The organism is Microbacterium sp. 69-10 (genome assembly GCF_001897945.1).
Taxonomy (GTDB): Bacteria; Actinomycetota; Actinomycetes; order Actinomycetales; family Microbacteriaceae; genus Microbacterium.
The window spans coordinates 39,884-57,064 of sequence record NZ_MKRT01000009.1 but is presented as its reverse complement, the minus strand read 5'-3'; the positions used below and the strand labels follow the sequence as shown (position 1 = coordinate 57,064).

The 17,181-nt window shown below is 70.4% G+C and carries 18 protein-coding genes, 1 tRNA gene and 1 pseudogene; 7 read left to right on the top strand and 13 right to left on the bottom strand.

Annotated features, from left to right (window positions below):
• Positions 1-167 precede the first annotated feature (167 nt).
• From BGN97_RS04140 to BGN97_RS04130, 3 genes are read right to left on the bottom strand one after another with little or no spacing between them, the layout of a single operon-like run.
• Positions 168-755, bottom strand: a complete 588-nt coding sequence (locus tag BGN97_RS04140; RefSeq protein ID WP_292698293.1) for a LytR C-terminal domain-containing protein — start codon at positions 753-755, stop codon at positions 168-170.
• Between the two features lie 48 nt (positions 756-803).
• Complete coding sequence (locus tag BGN97_RS04135; protein WP_285636529.1) at positions 804-1,061, bottom strand: DUF3263 domain-containing protein; 258 nt, start codon at positions 1,059-1,061, stop codon at positions 804-806.
• Positions 1,062-1,070: 9 nt separating this feature from the next.
• Positions 1,071-2,048, bottom strand: a complete 978-nt coding sequence (locus BGN97_RS04130) for a DUF2332 domain-containing protein (protein WP_292698291.1) — start codon at positions 2,046-2,048, stop codon at positions 1,071-1,073.
• A gap of 88 nt (positions 2,049-2,136) precedes the next feature.
• Here BGN97_RS04130 and msrB point away from each other — a divergent pair, with 88 nt between their 5' ends.
• Both msrB and BGN97_RS04120 read left to right on the top strand, forming a co-directional pair.
• Positions 2,137-2,541, top strand: a complete 405-nt coding sequence (gene msrB / locus BGN97_RS04125) for a peptide-methionine (R)-S-oxide reductase MsrB (protein ID WP_292698289.1) — start codon at positions 2,137-2,139, stop codon at positions 2,539-2,541.
• The gene (locus tag BGN97_RS04120) at positions 2,538-3,089 is read left to right on the top strand and encodes a nitroreductase family protein (RefSeq protein ID WP_292698287.1); all 552 of its coding nucleotides are present in this window, start codon (positions 2,538-2,540) and stop codon (positions 3,087-3,089) included. The genes msrB and BGN97_RS04120 overlap by 4 nt, the downstream gene beginning before the upstream one ends.
• 22 nt (positions 3,090-3,111) lie before the next feature.
• On the opposite strand, the gene BGN97_RS04115 is transcribed toward BGN97_RS04120, so the two are convergent.
• On the bottom strand, positions 3,112-4,050 hold the full coding sequence (locus tag BGN97_RS04115; protein WP_363331396.1) for a DMT family transporter: 939 nt from the start codon (positions 4,048-4,050) through the stop codon (positions 3,112-3,114).
• A gap of 94 nt (positions 4,051-4,144) precedes the next feature.
• Here BGN97_RS04115 and BGN97_RS04110 point away from each other — a divergent pair, with 94 nt between their 5' ends.
• On the top strand, positions 4,145-4,798 hold the full coding sequence (locus BGN97_RS04110) for an SOS response-associated peptidase family protein (protein WP_292698285.1): 654 nt from the start codon (positions 4,145-4,147) through the stop codon (positions 4,796-4,798).
• A gap of 66 nt (positions 4,799-4,864) precedes the next feature.
• Here BGN97_RS04110 and BGN97_RS04105 read toward each other — a convergent pair.
• Both BGN97_RS04105 and BGN97_RS04100 read right to left on the bottom strand, forming a co-directional pair.
• Positions 4,865-4,937 (bottom strand) — tRNA-Thr (locus tag BGN97_RS04105).
• A gap of 55 nt (positions 4,938-4,992) precedes the next feature.
• A complete protein-coding gene (locus tag BGN97_RS04100) occupies positions 4,993-5,961 on the bottom strand; it encodes a thioredoxin domain-containing protein (RefSeq protein ID WP_292698283.1) in 969 nt (322 codons plus the stop codon).
• A gap of 215 nt (positions 5,962-6,176) precedes the next feature.
• Between BGN97_RS04100 and ugpC the strand changes: the two genes are divergently transcribed.
• Both ugpC and BGN97_RS04090 read left to right on the top strand, forming a co-directional pair.
• Positions 6,177-7,280, top strand: a complete 1,104-nt coding sequence (gene ugpC / locus BGN97_RS04095) for a sn-glycerol-3-phosphate ABC transporter ATP-binding protein UgpC (protein WP_292698281.1) — start codon at positions 6,177-6,179, stop codon at positions 7,278-7,280.
• Between the two features lie 109 nt (positions 7,281-7,389).
• A complete protein-coding gene (locus tag BGN97_RS04090; RefSeq protein WP_292698279.1) occupies positions 7,390-8,697 on the top strand; it encodes a DUF4032 domain-containing protein in 1,308 nt (435 codons plus the stop codon).
• 14 nt (positions 8,698-8,711) lie between these two features.
• Here the strand turns inward: BGN97_RS04090 and BGN97_RS04085 are convergent, their stop codons facing one another.
• From BGN97_RS04085 to BGN97_RS04065, 5 genes are all read right to left on the bottom strand, one after another.
• Positions 8,712-9,353 (bottom strand): NAD(P)H-binding protein, encoded by a 642-nt coding sequence (locus BGN97_RS04085; protein ID WP_292698277.1) that lies wholly within the window; start codon positions 9,351-9,353, stop codon positions 8,712-8,714.
• A gap of 57 nt (positions 9,354-9,410) precedes the next feature.
• Positions 9,411-10,412 carry a 23S rRNA (guanosine(2251)-2'-O)-methyltransferase RlmB gene (rlmB, locus tag BGN97_RS04080; RefSeq protein WP_292698275.1) on the bottom strand — a complete coding sequence of 334 codons (1,002 nt, stop codon included), beginning with the start codon at positions 10,410-10,412 and terminating at the stop codon, positions 9,411-9,413.
• Positions 10,405-11,814: a cysteine--tRNA ligase gene (cysS, locus tag BGN97_RS04075; RefSeq protein ID WP_292698273.1), complete on the bottom strand. Its 1,410-nt coding sequence runs from the start codon at positions 11,812-11,814 to the stop codon at positions 10,405-10,407. The genes rlmB and cysS overlap by 8 nt, the downstream gene beginning before the upstream one ends.
• Positions 11,815-11,823: 9 nt before the next feature.
• Positions 11,824-13,029, bottom strand: a complete 1,206-nt coding sequence (gene ispD, locus BGN97_RS04070; RefSeq protein WP_292698271.1) for a 2-C-methyl-D-erythritol 4-phosphate cytidylyltransferase — start codon at positions 13,027-13,029, stop codon at positions 11,824-11,826.
• A gap of 94 nt (positions 13,030-13,123) precedes the next feature.
• Entirely contained in the window at positions 13,124-13,606 is a 483-nt protein-coding gene (locus BGN97_RS04065; RefSeq protein ID WP_285636578.1) for a CarD family transcriptional regulator, read from the bottom strand.
• 154 nt (positions 13,607-13,760) lie between these two features.
• Here BGN97_RS04065 and BGN97_RS04060 point away from each other — a divergent pair, with 154 nt between their 5' ends.
• Entirely contained in the window at positions 13,761-14,303 is a 543-nt protein-coding gene (locus BGN97_RS04060; protein ID WP_292698268.1) for a DNA modification methylase, read from the top strand.
• 67 nt (positions 14,304-14,370) lie between these two features.
• On the opposite strand, the gene BGN97_RS04055 is transcribed toward BGN97_RS04060, so the two are convergent.
• Both BGN97_RS04055 and BGN97_RS04050 read right to left on the bottom strand, forming a co-directional pair.
• Complete coding sequence (locus tag BGN97_RS04055; RefSeq protein ID WP_292698266.1) at positions 14,371-15,054, bottom strand: response regulator transcription factor; 684 nt, start codon at positions 15,052-15,054, stop codon at positions 14,371-14,373.
• On the bottom strand, positions 15,051-16,292 hold the full coding sequence (locus tag BGN97_RS04050) for an ATP-binding protein (RefSeq protein WP_292698264.1): 1,242 nt from the start codon (positions 16,290-16,292) through the stop codon (positions 15,051-15,053). Before BGN97_RS04050 ends, BGN97_RS04055 begins: the two co-directional genes overlap by 4 nt.
• A gap of 185 nt (positions 16,293-16,477) precedes the next feature.
• On the opposite strand from BGN97_RS04050, the pseudogene phoU reads away from it, so the two are divergent.
• Positions 16,478-17,125 (top strand): annotated as a pseudogene (gene phoU, locus BGN97_RS04045) (phosphate signaling complex protein PhoU); the annotation flags it as partial.
• Positions 17,126-17,181 lie beyond the last annotated feature (56 nt).

The window sequence follows — 17,181 nt, the reverse complement described above, 5'->3', positions numbered from 1 at the left end:
TGAGTCTTTCGTCCCTCCCGGACGTAGGCGATGTTGTTAGCACTCAGGGTGATCGAGTGCTAACACTCAGTCTGGCACTCGACCCATGAGAGTGCAAGCCGCGCGGATGCCGCGTTCGCCGAGCGCGGATCGGGTCCCGGGGTCAGCCCGCGGGGTCAGCCGCGGGGTCAGCCCGCGGGGGTCTTCTCCCCGCTGCCGGGCGCGGGGCTCGTCGTGCCGACGTGGTCCATGCCGATCACCACGGTCAGCTGCGGCGAGCCGTCGCCGCTGACCGACTGGTAGTGGTCGCTCCGCTCGGTCTTCGCGCCGCCGAGGACCTCCGCGACGCCGAGCGCGGCGGACTCGTCAGCCTTCTTCACATAGAACACGGTCGTCTGATCGAACTTCGTGGTGGAGCCGTCGCTGCCGAACACGGCATCCGCCGCCCAGCCCTGATCGATCAGCTTCTGCCGCACCTGGGCGACCACACCGGTCTCCGGGGTCGCGTTGAGGATGAGCACCTGGTAAGAGGTGTCGATCTCGGCCAGCACGCCGGGCGTCTGGGGGGCTGCGGGCTCGGCCGTGCCGAACAGGTCGATGCGCCCCATCAGCACCATCGAGACGAAGATCCCGATGACGATGAGCACCAGCGCGACCGCCGCCGACCACAGCAGGGCGATGGGTCCGTTGATGCCCGGCTGCTCGGCGCGGTGCGCGCCGACGCGTCCGGAGGTGCGGGGGATGTCGTCGAATCGGTCGTGGGGGGACTTTGACACCCCCCGATGCTATCGGCCGAACCCCGGGAAACCGCTGGAGCGGTCGGCTCAGCCGGCGAATCCGCGCATGCGCGCCGTGCGCTGCCGGCCGCGGGCGTCCCTCAGCCTCCGCAGGCGGCGCACCAGCAGAGGGTCGAACTCCAGGGCCTCCTCGGTGTCGATCAGGCGCCCGAGCAGCTGGTAGTAGCGCGCCGGGCTCATGCCCAGCTGCGCGCGGATCGTCTCCTCCTTCATGCCGCCGTGCCGCGGCCACGCCGCTTCCAGCGTCAGGATCGCGCGGTCGCGATCGGAGAGTTCACCCAGCATGGCATCAGGCTACGCGCGATCGGGCCCGACGCCCGCGCGCCACTCCCACCAGCGCCCCAGAGGATCGGCTTCCGCGACCTGATCGCCGTCCAGACCCACCGCGAAGGCGCCGTCGGCAGCCGACCAGCCCTCATGCAGGCGCACCGGATCGATCGTCACCCAGCGCGCGCCGGACGAGCGGATGCCGCTGATCAGCGCCTGCCGCGCTTCTCGCGGCAGATACACCAGCACACCGGGAGTGGTGATCACGAGCGTCGCCTGCCGCGGCGCGGATGCCACGAGCTCGCCCAGCCGCTGCGCGGCGTCGCCTGCGATGAGCAGCGGCGGGTCGGCCGCCACGATGTCGGCGGCGGCGGCGATGCGCTCGGCGCGCTCGTCCTCCCCCGGCCAGACCAGTGTCTCCAGCCAGGCTCGATCCACGGCATCCCGCACGTCGATGGGTGAGAGATCGATGCCCGCGCGCCAGACGACCTCCGGCATCCGCAGCGGCGGCAGCGCGCCGCGCACGACGCTCGTCAGCACCGCTGACGACGGGCCGGATGCCGGGTCGAGGCGGGCGCGCTCGATGCCGTCCTCCCCCAGCAGGCGATAGGAGTACCGGTCCGGGAACAGGCAGAGCCCGGCCGCGGCGCCCAGCTCGAGCAGCGCGATCGGTCCGTCGACGGCGCTGAGCGCCGGGAGCAGAGCCCCCAGGCGCAGCGGTTCATTGGCCTGCACCGTGCGGCGCGCGCATTCCGAGACGACCTCGCCGGCGTGCGCGAGCACGAAGTCGCGCCATTCCGCGTACCCCGCGACGGGCGCGCCCAGCAGCCGCGTCACCGCGAACACCAGCGGCGGCTGCCGGTGCTGCTCCGGGATGCCGGACAGCACGGTCTGCATCTCGGCATCCGCGGCGACTCCCGCCGCCCACTCGGCGTACACCGCGCTGCGACCAGGGGCCTCCTCGCGGGCGAACCGGTCGTAGCGCTCGCGCACGGCATCCGTCATCCAGCCATTCTCCCAGCCGGCCCGGGCGACTGAGCAGACCGTTCATCACACCGACCCGAACGGCTCGCGGACGGAGGAGAATGGATGCATGGCTTACAGCGTGAACAAGACCGAGGCCGAGTGGCGCGAAGAGCTCGGCGACGACCAGTACGCGGTGCTGCGCACGGCGGCGACCGAGCGCGCGTGGACCGGCGAACTGCTCGACGAGAAGCGCGACGGGCTCTACCGCTGCGGCGCCTGCGGAGCGGAGCTGTTCCGCAGCGGCACGAAGTTCGACTCCGGCTGCGGCTGGCCGAGCTTCTACGAGTCGGTGCGTCCCGAGGCGGTGGAGCTGATCGAGGACACGTCGCTCGGCATGGTGCGCACCGAGGTGCGCTGCGCCGCCTGCGGCTCGCATCTGGGACATGTCTTCCCCGACGGCTTCGGCACCCCCACCGGTGACCGCTACTGCATGAACTCGCTCGCACTGACGTTCAACCCCGACGAGTCGTGAGCGCGCTCGAGGCCGTCCTGCGGCGCACCTCCTGGTCGAAGGTCACCGAGGACGCCCCGACGCGCGACCAGCTGCTGCCGCTGATCGCTGCGGCGGGCCGGGTCGCCGATCATTCCTCGCTGCGCCCGTGGCGGCTGATCGAGCTGCGCGGCGACGATCGGCTCGCGCTCGGCGCGGCCATCGCGAAGGCGAACGGCGACGACAAGCCGTCCACCAAGCCGCTGCGCGCGGCGCTGCTGATCGCGGTGGTCGTCTCCTATCGGAAGAGCGACAAGGTGCCGCACTGGGAGCAGGAGGCCGTGGCCTCCGGTGTGGCGCACACTCTCAGCCTGCTGCTCGACGAGGCGGGATGGGGCGTGATCTGGCGCACCGGCGGGTACACCCGTTCGCGCGCCGTGGCCGAGGCGCACGGCCTCGCCGAGAACGAGGAGCTGCTGGGCTGGCTGTACGTCGGGGGCAAGCCGCAGGGCAAGGACGCCGGACGCCGCAAGCCGATCGATGCCGACGCCCTGCTGACTCGGATGCCCGCGGGGCGGCGAGAGAGCTGAGCGTGCCCGCCGACGTCGCCGGTCAGCGGCGTCGGCGCGGCAGCGCTGCGAACACGGAGGCGAACGCGACGACCACCATCGCGAGCAGCTGCCAGAGAGCGGGACGACTCGCCGTGGGCCACAGCAGATCGATGAGGATCGACATGCTCAGCTGTCCCAGCACGCTGCCCAGCCCCATGAGCAGCACGCCGGTGTGCGCGACGAGGAACGCACCGAGCATGATGTAGACGAAGCCGAGCAGCCCGCCGACGTAGAGCCAGGGCTCGGCGGGGAGAGCGGCGGGCAGGCCTCGCACGGCCACGCTGACCGCGGCGGCGACCACGAGCACGGAGGTGCCCGCGATGAAGCTCATCAGCGTCGCGGCGATCGGCGAGGACACGGTCTTCGCGAGCCGCCCGTTCGCACCTGCCTGCCAGGCGATACCCGCACCGGCGAGGACGGGCAGCACGAGCAGCCAGACCGGCGCCTGATGCAGCACGTCGCCGCCGATCGAGATGCCCACCGCGAGCAGCGCGAGCGCGCCGCCCACGACCCGTCCCGGAGTGACGGCGACGACGCCGGCCGGGCCGAAGCCGATGCGGTCGAGCAGCAGTCCGTGCAGGGTCTGGCCGGCGACGACGCCGACCGTGAAGAGTGACACTCCGAGCACGCCGGCGACGACGCCCTGCGTGGACACCGTGAGCGCACCGCAGGCGCCACCGAGCAGCATCCAGACCGGGATGGTGCGGGTTCGGATGCCGTCGATCAGCCGGCCCGCGGCGGCACGCGTCGACGGGATCAGCGGGACCAGGGTGAGCAGGGCCATCAGGCCGACGGCGAAGGAGATGAGCCCGGCGACGATGCCGTCGTCGATCCGCACGCCCAGCACGCCGTTGATGCGCGCCTGCACGGCGGTCATCGCGCCGATCGAGACGGCCCCTCCGAGCGCGAGCCAGGTGGGCATGGTGCGGGTCCGTGTCACTCGCTCCACGGTACCGCTCGGGAGGACCCGGGCGCGCATCCTTCCCACGATCCGGAATCGGCTCGATGTCGGCGCCCGTGGGTAGCCTGTCAGCATGTGCGCGAGCTACGGACTCGATCCCCGATTCACGGATGCCGAACTGCTGGCGGAGGCCGATGAGGCGGTCCTGGAGGGGCTGCGCTCCTGGGCGGAGGCCAATGCCGGCGAGACGCTGCGCCCCACCGGGAAGAACCTGCGCAATCTCAACCCGCTGGTGACCGCGTCGGAGGGCGTGCCGACGCTGGAGCCGGCGTGGTGGGGCTACCTCGTCGACGGGGCGCCGGCCCGGTTCCCATCGATCAACACGCGCTCCGAGCGCCTGCAGGACAGGCCTGGCGGCTTGCGCAACCGGGCGATCGTGCCGACCACCGGATGGTTCGAGCTGCAGAAGCCCGACCGCGTCTGGCACGAGTTCGGATTCGGACGCGGCGTGCTGTTCGGCATGGCGGCCGTCACGCAGCGCGGCCGCACCCCGGACGGCGAGTGGACCACCTGCTACTCGATCGTGATGCGTCCCGCTCCCGCGCACCTGGCGGCCCTGCACGACCGCGTGCCGATGCTGGTGCCCGTCGGTTTCGCCGGGGACTGGCTGACCGGAGAGCCGACACGGGATCTCATCGATGAGGCGCTGCTGGCCGCCGCATCGCTCGATGAGCGACTGGTCGCTGAGCCGCGCGCCGACGACCGCGGCGACGGGATGCTGTTCTAGCCGAGCGCGCCGGAACGCGAGAAGGCCCGCCCGAGATGATCTCGGGCGGGCCTTCCGCTTCTGCAGAGCCCCCTGCCGGACTCGAACCGGCCACCTGCGGTTTACAAGGCCGCTGCTCTACCAGATGAGCTAAGGAGGCGAGGGTGGCCGAAGCCGCTCACAAGCATAGCGACGGCCGGGACGCGCTCTGCGCGTCAGGGCGTGGCGGTCTCCGTGGGCGCGGGCGAAGCCGGCGGGGTCGGGGTCGGGGTCGGGTCGGTCTCGCCGTAGTACTCGTCGCTGGCGGTGGTCAGCACGAACTGCGAGAACTCCGCAGGATTGTTCAGCGCGCCGACGTACGCCTGGCCGCCCACGACGATGAGCGCCTCGTTGTTGAGCTTGAGGTCCTTCGAGCCCGGCAGCGGACCCTCGAGGGCGCGAGCCGTGGCATCCTTCGCCCAGCTCACGAAGTCCTGGCCCTCGATGCAGGAGCGCACCTTCTTGGCGTTCTGCACGCCGACGGCGACAGCCAGGTCGGCCAGCTCGACGTCCGAGCGGCCGTCGCTGTCGATCTTGGGCTGGTCGGTGAGCAGCTCGTGGTTGTAGTCGAAGAACTGATCCGGCGAATAGGTCGCCACGCAGGCGGCGGCGGCCGCGGCCCGCAGCGAGTACTTCGTGCCGTTCGAGCTGGCCATCAGCAGCGCGACCGGGTGATAGGTCACGGTGACGGCGCCCTGCTTGATCCAGCCGGCCAGCTGACGGGCGTTGGCCTTCTCGAACTCGGCGGCGCCCGCCGACAGGTAGTCCACGTAGATGTGGATCTGCGTCGGCTCCGCGGCCTTCTCCGTGGTCTTGGGCGTCGGCGTCGCCGCCGCCTCGGAGGGCGTGGGCGATGCGTTCGGGGAGATGTCCGCGCTGCCGGAGGCGAGGGTCACGTCGCTCACGGTCACGCCGTCGTCGGTCATGCCGCTGGGGCTGAGCATCGGCTTGGACATCGAGGAGCTGACGGCGAACGCGACGGCCGTGCCGATCGACCCGACGGCGACGGCCGCGACGAGCCCGATGATCACGCGTCGCATGATGCGGGCACGCGACTGCTGCGCGTGCACTCGCTGGGCCTTCTCCCGCACGGCCTCGCGTGAGTTGCGAGCGGCAGGGACGTTCGGCGTTTCGTCGCTCGACATCGTTCCTCTTGAAAGATCGGATGGGACGGGGGATCCCGCTGCCGCTACGGGTGCGGCACCGGATCCGATGTTACGGAGGCAGTCTGGGAAATACCCAGACGCGCACGCGCCGTGCAATACTGATCTCGACCCGATGGCGGGTCACGGCGGGCTCAGGCCCACCGCTTCCATCACTACGGATCGTCCGGCACGTACCTGCCGGTGAAGGAGAAACAATGGCAACCGTTACGTTCGACGAGGCCACCCGCATCTACCCGGGCGGCACCCGCCCCGCGGTCGACAAGCTGAACATCGAGATCGCCGACGGCGAGTTCCTGGTTCTGGTCGGCCCCTCCGGTTGCGGTAAGTCCACCTCGCTGCGCATGCTCGCCGGCCTCGAAGAGGTCAACGCCGGCCGCATCCTGATCGGCGACCGCGACGTCACCGACGTGCCGCCGAAGGACCGCGACATCGCGATGGTCTTCCAGAACTACGCGCTGTACCCGCACATGACCGTCGCCGAGAACATGGGCTTCGCCCTGAAGATCGCCGGCGTCGGCAAGGAGGAGCGTGCACAGCGTGTCCTCGAGGCCGCCAAGCTCCTCGACCTCGAGGAGTACCTGAACCGCAAGCCGAAGGCCCTCTCGGGTGGCCAGCGTCAGCGCGTCGCCATGGGCCGCGCCATCGTCCGCCAGCCGCAGGTGTTCCTCATGGACGAGCCGCTGTCGAACCTCGACGCCAAGCTGCGCGTGCAGACCCGTACCCAGATCGCGTCGCTGCAGCGTCGCCTGGGCGTCACCACGGTCTACGTCACGCACGACCAGACCGAGGCTCTGACCATGGGCGACCGCATCGCGGTGCTCAAGGACGGCCTGCTCCAGCAGGTCGGCTCGCCGCGTGAGCTCTACGAGACCCCGAGCAACGTCTTCGTCGCCGGCTTCATCGGCTCGCCCGCCATGAACCTCTTCGAGGTTCCGCTCGCCGAGGGCGGCGTGCAGTTCGGCACGAAGAACGTCGCGACCGAGACCGCCGCGGTCGCCAAGGCCAAGGGCAACTCGGCCACCGTCGGAATCCGCCCCGAGGACATCGTGGTCGCACCCGAGGACGGCCAGGGCCTCTCGGTCACCGTCGACCTCGTCGAGGAGCTCGGCGCGGACGGCTACCTGTACGGCCACACCGACATCAACGGCAAGCGCACCGACCTGGTCGCACGCGTCGACGGCCGTCGTCACCCGAACGCCGGTGACACAGTCGTGCTGGCGCCCGTCGCCGGTCACGTGCATCTGTTCGACATCGAGTCCGGCGAGCGTCTCAACGAGAAGCCGATCGTCTCGGCCTGATCATCAGGCACTGCGGCGCGGGTCGACCTTCACGGGTCACCCGCGCCGCGGCGTTTCCGGAGCACGACGCTCCCCCGGCATCCGCTTCCCCACACCCCGCGGAGGACGCATGAAGAAGCAGTCGCTACGCATCAACGCCAGTTCGATCGATCCCGGCCTGCTCACGCTCCCCTGGAGCACACCCCTGGGCAAGTGGCCCTCCGAGCACATCGTCTCGCTGCCCAAGGGCCTGTCCCGCCATCTGGTGCGGTTCGCCGACCTCTCCGGCCGCGTGGTCGCCGTCAAGGAGACCACCGAGGAGATGGCGCAGCGCGAGTACGAGATGCTCGGCAGTCTGGCGAAGCTCGACGTGCCCTGCGTGGACCGGGTGGCCGTGATCGCCGGGCGACGCGACAGCGAGGGCATGGAGCTGCCCGCGGCGCTGGTGACATCGCACCTGCGGTTCTCGATGCCCTATCGCGCGCTGTTCACGCAGGTGCTGCGCCCCGACACCGCCGACCGGCTGGTGGACGCACTGGCCCTGCTGATGGTGCGACTGCACAACGTCGGCTTCTACTGGGGCGACGTGTCGCTGTCGAACGCCCTGTTCCGCCGCGATGCCGGCGCCTTCGCCGCCTACCTGGTGGACGCGGAGACCGGCGAGCTGCACGAGGAGGGGCTCACCGACGGGCAGCGCTCCTACGATCTGGATCTGGCCCGCACGAACATCGCCGGCGAGATCATGGATCTCGCCGCGGGCGGCCGACTCGAGCGCGGCGTGGACGCCCTCGAGATCGCCGACGGCATCGTCTCGTCCTACAGGTCGCTGTGGAACGCGCTCACCGACGAGGAGTCGTTCGGCGTGGACGAGGCATGGCGGATCACGGAGCGCGTGCAGAAGCTGAACGCGCTCGGCTTCGACATCGACGAGATGTCGATGGTCACCACCCCGGACGGCGCCGCGGTGCGGATCCAGCCGAAGGTCGTGGACGCCGGGCACCACCAGCGCCGGCTCATCCGCCTGACCGGCCTCGATGTCGAGGAGAACCAGGCGCGCCGGCTCCTGAACGATCTGGACGAGTTCCGGGTGCGCTCCAAGAAGGATCTCGGGGATGAGGAGATCTACGCGCACGAATGGCTGACGCGCGTGTTCGAGCCCGTGGTGCGGGCCATCCCCTACGACCTGCGCGCGAAGCTTGAACCCGCCGAGGTGTACCACCAGGTGCTCGAGCACCGCTGGTACCTGTCCCAGGCGCAGGGCCGATCCGTGCCGCTCGCCGAGGTGCTCACGAGCTACATCAACGACGTGCTGCGGCATCGCCGCGACGAGGCCACGATCATGGGCCCGCCGACCGAGACGGTGAGCCTGCCCGTGATCACCGGATCGGTCGAGGTCTCCGACGACACCGCGGCGATCGACTGGCGCGACCTGGTCTGACGGCGTCCGTCGACTCAGTACCCGACGGTGAAGCGCTCGCGGCGGTGCTTCGGGTTCTCGATCTCGTCGAAGAACGCGACCGCGAAGTCGGCGCCCGAGATCGTCGAGTTGCCGTCGGCGTCACGCACGATCACGTCGCCGCCGTCGCGGTACTCGCCCGTGCGAACGCCCTCGGCCCACGGGCCGAAGACCTCCGCCGGATGCACGAAGAACCAGTCCACGCCCTGACCGGACTCCTGCAGCAGCTCGAGCGAGTCGATGCCGACCTGCGCCTCGTGCTTGTACTCCTCCGGGAAGCCCTGATCGAACAGCCGCGGACCGCCGGGTGCGACCAGGCTGCCGCCCGCGCCGCCGACGACGCCGAGGCGGGTAGACGTGCCGTTCAGCTTCGCGATCAGTGCGCTCAGCGCGTCGAGCGCCTTGTCCGCCATGTCGCCGCGGGGCGAGATCGTCGAGATCACGGCATCCGCGCCGTCGAGCACGTCACCGAGGCCGGCGACGTCGAGTGCCGAACCCTGCACGTAGGTCGCACCCTCGATCGGGTCGGAGGGCGCCTTGCGGGCGACAGCGACCACGTCGTGGCCTCGGCTCACCCCCTCACGGACGAAGTGCGCTCCGGCGTAGCCGGTTCCTCCGATGACGACGATGCGAGCCATGTGCGTTCCTTCCGCTGACGAATGAGTCCGTCAGGGTCAAGGCGCCGGCCTCCCGTGCTATTCCCGTCCGCCGCGAACCGTCGACACCTGGTACAGCGCGACGGATGCCGCGATGCCGGCGTTGAGAGACTCGGTGGCCGCCGAGATCGGGATCGACACGATCTGGTCGCAGGTCTCGGCGACGAGCCGCGAGAGGCCCTTCCCCTCGGACCCGATCACGATCACCACGGGACGGTCGGCCAGCTCGAGCTGCGGGAGCATGACGTCACCGTCGCCGTCCATGCCCAGCACGAACACGCCCTGCCTCTTGAACTCCTTCAGCATGGAGGTCAGGTTCGACGCCAGCGCGACGGGCAGGCGGGCTGCAGCCCCGGCGCTCGTCTTCCAGGCGGCGGAGTTGACGCTCGCCGAGCGGCGCTGCGGCAGGATGACGCCGTGCCCGCCGAAAGCGGCCGTGGAGCGGATGATGGCTCCCAGGTTGCGGGGGTCGGTGATGCCGTCGAGCGCCACGAACAGCGGCGTCTGGCCGCGGTCGATGACCTGCTCCAGCAGATCCTGCGGGTGCGCGTACTCGTAAGGAGGCACCTTGAGCGCCACGCCCTGGTGCACGCCGTCGAAGCCGGCCATCCGGTCGAGCTCCTGCCGGGTCACCTCGAGCACCGGGATGTCGCGGTGCCGCGTGATCGCCAGCATCTCCTTGACGCGGTCGTCCATCTCCACGCGCTGCGCGATGTAGAACGCCGTGGCGGGGATCTTGGTGCGCAGCGCCTCGAGCACCGAGTTGCGCCCGGTGACGGTCTCGGTGTCGTCTGCGGGCTTCGACCCGCGCGACTGACGGTTCAGGTTCGGCTGCGGCTTCTGGCCCGGCTTCCCCTTGCCGCCGGCCGCGGCGTAGCGCTCCGCGGCGGCCTTGCGCTTGCCGGCGACGTGCCAGCTGCGGTCCTCCGCCTTGGGCGTGGGTCCGCGGCCCTCCAGGGCTTTGCGGCCCAGACCGCCGGTGCCCTTGGAAGCGCCCTTCTTCTTGCTGTTGCCCGCTCCGGGGCGGCCAGGCTTAGCCATCGATACTCCAATGTGTTCCGTCCGGAGTGTCCTCCAGAGTGATTCCTGCCGCGGCGATCGCATCGCGGATGCGATCGGCCGCGGCCCAGTCCTTGTCAGCGCGCGCCTGCGCACGCTGCGCGATCATCGTCTGCACGAGCGCGCCCAGTGCGGATCCCGCAGCATCCGAGCCCCCTGTCCCCCGCTCGCTCGACAGAGGGTCGATGCCCAGAACGTGGGTCATCGCCTTCACACCCTGGAGCGCAGTGCGCACTCCCTCGGCATCGCCCTTGTCCAGCGCCGCGTTGCCGGAGCGCACGGTCTCGTGCAGGACGGCCAGCGCCTGCGGCACACCCAGATCGTCGTCCATCGCGGCACTGAACGCCTGCGGGAGCGACTGCCGCGCCATCCAGCCGACGCCGCCGGTGACCCGGGCGGCGCGCTCGATGAACCCGCGGATGCGTCCGAGCGCCGCCTCGGCCTCGGACAGAGTCGACTCCGTGAGGTCCAGGCTCGACCGGTAGTGCGCGGCCGCGAGGGCGTAGCGCGCCACGATCGGATCGACGCCGTCGAGGAAGTCCTTCGCGAGCGTGAAGTTGCCGAGCGACTTCGACATCTTCTGCCCGCCCACGGTCACCAGGCCGTTGTGCACCCAGTAGCGCGCGAAGCCGTCGCCGGCTGCGGTGGACTGCGCGAGCTCGTTCTCGTGGTGAGGGAAGCGCAGGTCGAGGCCGCCGCCGTGGATGTCGAACTCGGCGCCCAGATAGCGCTTCGACATGGCGGAGCACTCGATGTGCCACCCCGGGCGCCCGGCTCCCCAGGGCGAGGCCCACACGGCATCCGCCTGCTCCTCGGGCTTCGCGCCCTTCCAGAGGGCGAAGTCCTGAGGGTTGCGCTTGCCGCGCGGGTCGGCGTCGGCTGCGGCCTCCATGGCGTCGACGGACTGCCGCGTGAGCTCGCCGTATGCCGGCCACGAGCGCACGTCGAAGTAGACATCGCCGGAGCCGTCGGCTGCGGGATAGGCGTGGCCGCGCTCGATGAGCGCGGCGATCAGGTCGTGCATCTGCGGGATGAAGCCCGTGGCACGCGGCTCGTAGGTGGGCGGAAGGATGCCGACGGCGGCATACGCCTCGGTGAACTCCTTCTCCATCCGGTAGGCGAGCGCCCACCAGGGTTCGGCCTCGGTGGCGTTCGCCAGGATCTTGTCATCGATGTCGGTGACGTTGCGCACGAAGGTCACGCGCCCGAAGCGCAGCTCGAGCCAGCGGCGCAGGATGTCGAAGCTCAGCGCCGCACGGACATGCCCGATGTGGGGCCCCGACTGGACGGTCGGCCCGCACACGTACATCGTCACGTTCGAGGAGTCGAGCGGAACGAAGTCGCGCAGTTCCTGCGCGCGGGTGTCGTAGAGGCGGATCGTCACCGCACAAGACTACCGGGGTGGGCCTGCGGGCATGATGAGCGCGACCGCGGTGACCGAGATGCCCTCGCCACGGCCGGGGAAGCCGAGGCCGTCGGTGGTCGTCGCGGAGACCGAGACGGATGCTCCGCCCAGGGCCTGCGAGAGCGCGGCCTCCGCCTCGGCTCGACGGGCGCTGAACCGCGGGCGGTTGCCCTGGAACTGCACCGACACGTTGCCGATCGCGAAGCCCGCCTCCGCGAGCATCCGCGCGGTGCGCGCCAGGAACACGTCGGCGTGCGCACCGGCGTACTCCGGGTGCGCGGTGCCGAAGTGCTCGCCGATGTCGCCGAGTCCGGCCGCGCCCAGCAGCGCGTCGACCATGGCGTGCGCGACCGCGTCGCCGTCGGAGTGCCCGGACAGCGGCTGCTCATCGGGCCATTCCAGCCCCGCGAGCCAGAGGTTCCCCTCGCCGCCGAACGCGTGCACGTCGGTGCCGACGCCGATGCGCGGTCCCTGCGGGCGCGGGGACGCGGGCTGCGGCGGATGCAGCAGCATCCGCGCACGCTCCAGGTCGGCGGGAGTGGTGATCTTGAACGCGCGCTCATCGCCGGCGATGCGGCGCACCCCGCCGCCCGCGGCGGCGAACAGGGCCGCGTCGTCGGTGTGGTCCTCCCCCGTCTCGAGCGCCCGGGCGTATGCGTCCTCGAGCGGTCCGCGAGGGAATCCCTGCGGAGTCTGCGCCGCGGCCAGGACCGACCGGTCGACGGCCTCGACCACGGCATCCCCTTCGACGCGCTTCAGGGTGTCGACCACTGGGAGGGCGGGGATCACGCCGGCATCCGCGGTCACGGCGGCCGCGACCGCATCGATCTGCGCGGAGGGCGTCAGGGCGCGGGCGGCATCGTGCACGAGCACGACCTCGATCCCGTCTCCGAGAGCGGCCAGTCCGGCTGCGACCGACTGCTGCCGCGTCCCACCGCCGACGACGACCGTGGTCCGCCGGCCATGCCCGCGGTTGACCGCCTCGAGCTCGTCCGCCGCCGCCCGCTCGTACCCCGAGGGCGCGACCAGGATCACCTGCATCGGCTGCGCGGCGAACACGCCCTCGAGCGCGTGCCTCAGCACGGTGCGGCCGTCGATGTCGACGAGCGCCTTCGGCACGCCGGCGCCGAGGCGCGTGCCGGAACCGGCGGCGACGATGATGATCGCCGTCGTGGGGGCCGAGTACGGAGTCACGCTCACACGCTACCGCGACGTCGCAGGCGTCCGAGAACGCGAGGAGGGCGAATGCCGCAGCATCCGCCCTCCTCGTGGAATCAGTAGATCGCGCTCAGGACGCGAGCACCTCGTCGAGCAGGCCGCCGGCCTTGTCCTCGTCGATCTTCTCGGCGAGAGCCAGCTCCGAGACGAGGATCTGACGGGCCTTGGCCAGCATCCGCTTCTCCCCCGCGGACAGGCCGCGGTCCTGGTCACGGCGCCACAGGTCGCGGACGACCTCGCTCACCTTGATGACGTCACCCGACGCGAGCTTCTCGAGGTTCGCCTTGTAGCGACGCGACCAGTTGGTCGGCTCCTCGGTGAACGGCGCGCGGAGCACCTCGAAGACGTGGTCCAGACCCTCCTGGCCGATCACGTCGCGGACGCCGACCAGGTCGACGTTCTCAGCGGGCACCTCGATGATGAGATCCCCCTGCGTGACGTTCAGCTTCAGGTACTTCTTCGTCTCCCCCTTGATCACCCGGTCCTTGACCTCGATGATCGTCGCAGCCCCGTGGTGCGGATAGACGACGGTTTCGCCAACCTCAAAAAGCATAAAAACGTGTCCTTTCGGCAATCTCCAGGATACCACAGCCGTTATGTACTAAGGTTCGCGCCGGTGCACGCCGTGCGAGGCCCGACCGGTCCCGGAGAAGGAGCGCGAACCCACTAGACTGAGGCAGGACACCCGTCGCATCTCAGGAGGATCCGTGAACTCGCGCTCTGCTGCGTCCCTCGCTCCGCGCCTCATCGCCACCGCCGCCCTCGGCGTGACGATCGCACTCGGCGCCACCGGCTGCACGTTCATGACCCCGCAGAACACGGTGGACATCAAGAACATCTCGGACGGCGTGGACGTCTCCTCGACCGGTGGCCCGGTCGTCGTGCGCAACGCGCTCATCGTCGCCGACGAGGACGGCTCGGCCGGGAACCTCGTGGCCGTGCTGGTCAACGACAGCGAAGAGAGCGCCACGCTCACCATCGACGTGGACGGCAAGCAGCAGGAGGTGCGCGTGCCCGCCGGCGAGCACGTGAGCCTGGGCGCCGACGAGGACCCGCTGCTCTTCGAGAACCTGGACGTGAAGCCGGGCGCCACCGTCGAGGTGCTGTTCCGCTCCGGCGACGACGAGGCCGAGCCCACTCAGGTGCCCGTGCTCGACGGCACCCTCCGCTACCTCAAGGACCTCGTCCCCTCGCCGAAGCCCTCGGTCGAGCCCGCGACGCCGACGCCGACGGGAACGCCCGCGTCCTGACATCCGCTCTGTATGCAGAAGAGGCCGGTCCCCGAAGGGACCGGCCTCTTCTGCATTCCCTGCCCGCTCAGGCCTCGAAACGGTACCCGAGCCCCCGCACGGTGACCAGCATCACCGGGTCGCTCGGGTTCAGCTCGATGCGGGAGCGGATGCGCTTGATGTGCACGTCCAGCGTCTTGGTGTCGCCGAAGTAGTCGCTCCCCCACACCCGGTCGATGAGCTGACCCCGGGTGAGCACGCGGCCGGCGTTGCGCATCAGCACCTCGAGCAGCTCGAACTCCTTCAGCGGCATGTTGATCTCGGTGCCGTCGACCGCGACCGTGTGCCGGTCGATGTCCAGGGTGACGCGGCCGCCGTCCAGCACGCGCTCGTCAATCTCCGTCTCCGCCTGCGCGACCCGGCGCAGCACCGCGCGCATGCGCGCCAGCAGCTCGCGCGACGAGTAGGGCTTGGTGATGTAGTCGTCGGCGCCGAGCTCGAGCCCCACAACGATGTCGACCTCGGAGTCCTTCGCGGTGAGCATGATGATCGGCACGCCCGAGGCCTGGCGCACCTGCCGGCACACCTCGGTGCCCGGCATGCCGGGGAGCATCAGGTCGAGCAGGATGATGTCGGCGCCGCGTGCGCGGAACGCCTCCAGCGCACCGGGTCCGTCCTCGCTGATCTCCACCTCGTAGCCCTCGCGACGCAGCAGGTAGGCGAGGGGGTCGGCGAGGTCGGGCTCATCCTCGACGAGAAGGATCCGGGTCATGCGTTCTCTCCGTTCCGGGCGGCGCCGACCGAGCCGTGTTCGGTGCGGGCGCGCTTGGCGGTCTTCTTCTTGTGCTTCTTCTTGGACTTCTTCGAGGCGCCTGCCCCGTCGGCTCCCGGCGCATCGATGCGCGGCAGCCGCATGGTGAAGGTCGACCCCTTGCCCGCGCGCGACCAGACGCGCACCTCGCCGCCGTGGCGCTGCGTGGCGTGCTTGACGATCGACAGGCCGAGCCCCGTACCGCCCGTCCGGCGGGAGCGTGCATCGTCGGCGCGGTAGAAGCGCTCGAAGATGCGCTCCCGATCCGCTTCCGAGATGCCGATGCCCTGGTCGGTCACGGCGATCTCAACGAGGTCGCCGTCGACCCGGATGCCGATCCCGACGCGCGACCCGTGCGGCGAGTACTGGATGGCGTTGGCGAGCAGGTTCCCGACGGCTTCGACGAGCACCTGCGCGTCGCCGCGCACCCAGGCGCCGTGGTCGCCGCCGCGCATCAGCTCGACCCCGGCGGAGTCGGCCTGCACCGCGTGCGCCTCGATCGAGGCGTGCACGACCTCGTCGATGGAGACGGGCTCCACCTGGGCGAGGCTCTCGGCCGCCTGCAGCCGGGACAGGCTCATGATCCGCCCGGTGAGCTGGCCGAGACGACCGGCCTCGGCCATGATGCGCGACGCGAAGATGCGCACCTGATCGGGGTCGTCGGCGGCGGATTCGATGGCCTCGGCGAGAAGACTGACCGAGGCGACCGGCGTCTTCAGCTCATGACTCGTGTTGGAGACGAAGTCGGTGCGCATCTGGTCCAGGCGCTCCCGCTCCGTGACGTCCCGCACGATCAGCAGCGTCAGCCGCGGGCCGACCACGCTCGCTCGCGCGGACACCAGGCGCGGGTCCAGCGCGTTCCCGGCTGTGATCCGCAGCGTCTCGGTGCCGCTGATGCCCGAGCTGCGCACATCCCGCACCAGCCGTCGCAGCTCGCCGTTCTCCAGCACCGCTCCGGGCCGGATGTCGAAGCGCGCCGCGGCCCGGGAGGTCGCCACGACCAGTCCGGAGGGATCCAGCACGCACGCGGCGTCGTCCATGCCCGCGAGCACCTCGGTGATCCCGGCCGGGATCGACTGCGACGTGTCCTGTATCGCCTGCATCCGCATGCGATACGCCCACGTCACCAGCAGGACGACGCCGGCGCCGATGACGATGCCGATGACGAGCGCGAACAGCGCGAGCTGGGGCGAGGGCATGGTTCCAGAGTAGGGGCAGCATCCCCGTCCTTCCGCCGTTCAGACCGCCGTCACGGGCCGGGCGAGGCAGTGTTCGCGATCACGACACCATTCGTTAACCTTCGATGGGGATGATCGACCCGGTTCGCGTGTGCGCGTGCCCGCTCGGCATCCGTGCCGACCCCACGACGAAAGGTTGCGCCGACATGCGCGAAGTCTTCCACCAGTCCCTCGAGGAGCTCCAGTCACGGCTGGCCGAGATCGCCGATCTGGTCACGGTGGCCATCGAGAAGGCCACCAGGGCCTTCGCCGAGAGCGACGTCGCGCTGGCCGAGGAGGTCATCGCCGACGACGCCAAGATCGATGAGCTCGCCGTCGCACTCGACGAGCAGGCCATCGAGATCCTCGCCCGCCAGCAGCCGGTCGCCCGCGACCTGCGCATCGTCATCACGGCGCTGCGCGTCAGCGCATCGCTGGAGCGCATGGGCGACATGGCCGAGCACATCGCGCAGCTCGCCCGGCTGCGCTTCCCGGAGCGCGCGATCCCGAAGGGCCTGAAGGGCACCTTCCGCCGCATGGGCGAGCTGGACGTCGAGATCGCCCGCACCCTGGCGGAGCTGCTCCGCACGCAGGACCTGCGCTTCGCGGATGCCATCCGCAACGCCGACGACGACGTGGACGAGCTGCACGCCAGCGTGTTCGAGAAGGTGCTCAGCGACAACTGGAAGGGCGAGGCGACCGCCACCGTCGACGCCACGCTCGCCAGCCGCTACCACGAGCGCTTCGCCGACCACGCCGTCGCCGTCGCGAAGAAGGTCGTGTACCTGGCCACCGGTGACTGGGCCGCCTCCGAGGAGGACATCGCCCTCGCCGCTGAGGCGCAGACCGCGGCTTCCGACGCCCCGGAGTC